3 protein-coding genes are annotated in these 1050 nt (G+C 61.7%); 2 read left to right on the forward strand and 1 reads right to left on the reverse strand.

The window, feature by feature from the left end; translation table 11 throughout:
* Positions 1–321: hypothetical protein (locus ACZ4VL_RS40930; protein ID WP_468211167.1), on the reverse strand; the 321-nt coding region annotated here is incomplete at its 3' end.
* Between the two features lie 133 nt (positions 322–454).
* Between ACZ4VL_RS40930 and ACZ4VL_RS40935 the strand changes: the two genes are divergently transcribed.
* Both ACZ4VL_RS40935 and ACZ4VL_RS40940 read left to right on the forward strand, forming a co-directional pair.
* Positions 455–682 carry a hypothetical protein gene (locus ACZ4VL_RS40935; RefSeq protein WP_362189629.1) on the forward strand — a complete coding sequence of 76 codons (228 nt, stop codon included), beginning with the start codon at positions 455–457 and terminating at the stop codon, positions 680–682.
* Positions 679–924, forward strand: a complete 246-nt coding sequence (locus tag ACZ4VL_RS40940) for a hypothetical protein (RefSeq protein WP_362189626.1) — start codon at positions 679–681, stop codon at positions 922–924. The genes ACZ4VL_RS40935 and ACZ4VL_RS40940 overlap by 4 nt, the downstream gene beginning before the upstream one ends.
* Positions 925–1050: the final 126 nt, after the last annotated feature.

The following is a 1050-nucleotide window of genomic DNA, read 5'->3' on the forward strand; positions in this document are numbered from 1 at the left end:
GGTCACCGCGCCGCCCCATGCGTTGCTCATGGTCGCTGCGCTGCCTTGGCGGAAGTCTGTGGGGGCCAGCCCATCTTCAAGCACGTTCAACGTGCTGACGCCGCGGAACGAGCCGACGATGCCATGGGACCGATCAACGCGGCTGGCCAGGTCCCGAACGTTCTCGACGTCCGACGCCAGGTTGACCCGAGTGGTGACGCGGGGGTAGACCCAGAACGCGGCGGCCCCCATTGCGGTGGCAACCCCCAATGCGAGCAGCAACTCGACCAGGCCAAAGCCTGGGGCAGGAGAACGACGGCGAGGGCGGGCTTGCGGTGTCATGCATTTCAGCATGCGACACAACCGCGTTTTGACAAGCCCTGAGAGCAGTTCCTTATTTTAGTCAAAAATCTTTCAAATCAATGGGTTGACAAAGGTTGGCGATGTGGTTGGATCGTGGTGTAGGAGCGGTTTAATGGGTAAACCGACCTATCCACAAAAAGAGAGTGACGACATGAAGATTCATCCCGTCGAGCCTGCCAGCACCGACCTGGCGCATTTCCAACTCCACACCGCCGCGCGGTTCCTGGACCGCACCAATGGCCTCAATCAGCTGGCCGACAAGCACCGCAGGATCCAGCGCTTGGCCACCCGCGCCCGTCATGAGCGGCGTTGGAAGAGGGAAGAGGAGCGCTTCGCATGAGCATTTTGAACATGGCCCTGCTGTTTGTCGGTCTCCTGGGCATCGCGGTGTTCTACCGGGACCTGGTCGCCAACCCCATCTCCGCCGGGCGCGCCCTGATGCGCTTCTATCAACTGCCGGCGGAGCATCGCCAAGGAAGCGTTCTGCAAGAGGTTTCGAAGGCGTGGTGGAGCATCGTGCTGGTGCCGTTCTACGTGCTGGTGGCCCTGGTGCTCATCGGGGTTCTGGGAGGTGGGCAATGAGTGCCGGGACCGAAAGCCTCATCAGGGCCATCCAAACCAACGACCCGCTGGCCTTCTATGGGTGGCTCCACACACTCAAGGGGACGCCCGACCTGGACGCTGGAGTGGCCGGCGATCCTGGTATCA

This window comes from Streptomyces sp. NPDC029014, assembly GCF_055564695.1.